The following is a 2066-nucleotide window of genomic DNA, read 5'->3' as shown; positions in this document are numbered from 1 at the left end:
GCAATGGCCAGAAGGGGGAATTTGTCTATCCCCTGCCAGCTCCCTGAGTAAACTCCTGTGGTTACGCCGTCATCTGCATAATTTTTCGGATGTACATCATGTACATCACCAGGCGGACTGGGTGGCCGCGCATCTCACCGATCACTGGGGGATTTCAGATCGGGGAAATGTTCTGAAAATGGGTCTGGATGCTCAACAGATGAAATATCCGGAGAAAATGCTCAATATTCTGGAAACTGCAGATATTGATCCGGCAATATTACCGAAAGTGGTGCATGAAGGTATCAGCGTCGGCACGCTGAATAAATCATGGGCTCAAAGGCTGGGCTTATCCACAGCAGTGCAGATTCGCGCCGGTTGTACAGACAGTGTTGCAGCAGCCACCGCAGCTGGTTTATACATGCCCGGCACAGCCCTGAGCAGCCTTGGTTCATCCCTGGCTTTCAAGGTCGTGCATGGCAAGCCAATAAACACAATGGGGCTTTACAGTCATTATCTGGGTGATTTTTGCCTGGTTGGCGCCGCATCCAATGCCGGAGCAGGCACCCTGCTGCAGCATTTTCAGCGTGAACAAATGCGGGCGCTGGAACCCTCCATCCATACGGCATATCCCAGCGCTGCCTTGTTGTATCCTCTGCCCAGCAGCGGAGAACGCTTCCCGATCCAGGCGCCTACATGGCCGGGAAGTACCATTCCCAGCGGACAAAATGCTGAGACTTTTCAGAAGTTGCTGGAAGGACTCAGCTATATCGAAGCCTGGGGCTATGACGTGATGGAAAAAGCGGGAGTGAGCATTCAGGGGTCCATAAAAACGGTGGGGGGCGGCAGTATGAATGCTGCCTGGATGCAAATGCGTGCCCACATTTTGAATAGGCCTGTAGAAATCACGATGGACACAGAGGCGGCAAAAGGATCTGCTCTCATTGCTGCGGCTGCCGATTTGGGGGGCTTCAAAATATTAGGGCAGACACCCGTCCAACCGGGAAGAATATTTTATCCTGCAGCAGATGCCGTACTGCGTTATGCACCGTATGTTCAAAAATTTCAGGAAAAATTTTCCCGATTTTCGGCTTAAAAGTTGTAGGCCAGATTGATGGTCGTCAGAGTATTCAATGGTTTGAAACCGGGCTGAACCTTTGAATTATAAGTGGCAATAAAGGCAAGACGCAAATTCAAAGGTCCATACAAGGGGCTGACTACGGAAAAAATCGAATTGTAAGTATTCGCCCCGTTATCTGCCAAAATGGCATCAACGGCTTCGGATAAATGGGCATGCGGGCTGAACTGCCAGAGATATTTTCCATAGAGACGGGCAATGGGATGCGTGCTATACACTCCGCCAATGGGGTGGGATTGACGCACACCGGCACCCGCTTCAAGACGCAGATGAGAAACCCGATTCAAGATAAAAAAGTGTCCATAACCCAGGGTTTCATCAGCACGATAATAGTACCCGTCAAAATGGTTGCGATGATAATTGAGATTCGCAAACAAATATTGCTGCAGGGCAATGTCATAGCGGGTCTGGTTGCTGACATCCAGGCGATCGGCGCTGACTTCTCCTTGAGAAGTCGCGTAGTTATACAGAAGCCTGCTTTGGTTCGACCACAAACCGCGATGCCACAGCAAAGCATCATCGGTGTTCAGATTGAGTGCCTGGCTGGTTCCGGTACTGCTGCTCAGACCCAGACCAACCGTTCCGGACCATTCCGGCTTTTTCACAAATTCACTTTTGGAAATCACTGACGGCGTCACATCCGGTTCATCGGCCATGGCCTGCACTGAAACACTGAAAAATGCCATGAAGGCCATCCAGGCAGGCCATTGATTAAACAGAAAACGCATGAAAATTCCTTATTAACCGGCTGAAATTATACGGCTGAATCCAACAGGAGTTGGGCACGGCTGGCCACTTCTGGCGGGCCATAGCGCGCAGCAGCTTTCCACCAGCGAATAGCCTTGTCTATATCACGGGGTACCCCCCAGCCATGAGCATAGGCTTCACCCAACATGAGTTCCGCCTGAGGATTGATGTTGTAGGCACCTTTACGCCACCAGTGTGCGGC

At 51.0% G+C, this 2066-nt stretch carries 2 protein-coding genes and 1 pseudogene; 1 reads left to right on the top strand and 2 read right to left on the bottom strand.

What is annotated here, in order from left to right; translation table 11 throughout:
- Positions 1–1075, top strand: a 1075-nt coding sequence (locus AC2VLY_RS11215) for an FGGY-family carbohydrate kinase (protein WP_486922296.1), incomplete at its 5' end; no start/stop codon positions are given.
- Here the strand turns inward: AC2VLY_RS11215 and AC2VLY_RS11210 are convergent.
- A complete protein-coding gene (locus AC2VLY_RS11210; RefSeq protein ID WP_193649377.1) occupies positions 1072–1845 on the bottom strand; it encodes a DUF481 domain-containing protein in 774 nt (257 codons plus the stop codon). The genes AC2VLY_RS11215 and AC2VLY_RS11210 overlap by 4 nt on opposite strands.
- A gap of 26 nt (positions 1846–1871) precedes the next feature.
- Positions 1872–2066, bottom strand: a pseudogene (locus AC2VLY_RS11205) (tetratricopeptide repeat protein); the annotation flags it as partial.

This window comes from Acidithiobacillus sp. TH-A36, assembly GCF_057473445.1.
The sequence above is the reverse complement of the archived record's forward strand: the minus strand, read 5'-3'. Positions and strand labels throughout refer to the sequence as shown.

Bases quoted from the DNA above. Each gene is read 5' to 3' on its own strand.
- AC2VLY_RS11210 (WP_193649377.1), bottom strand. From the start codon at position 1,845: ATGCGTTTTCTGTTTAATCAATGGCCTGCCTGGATGGCCTTCATGGCA.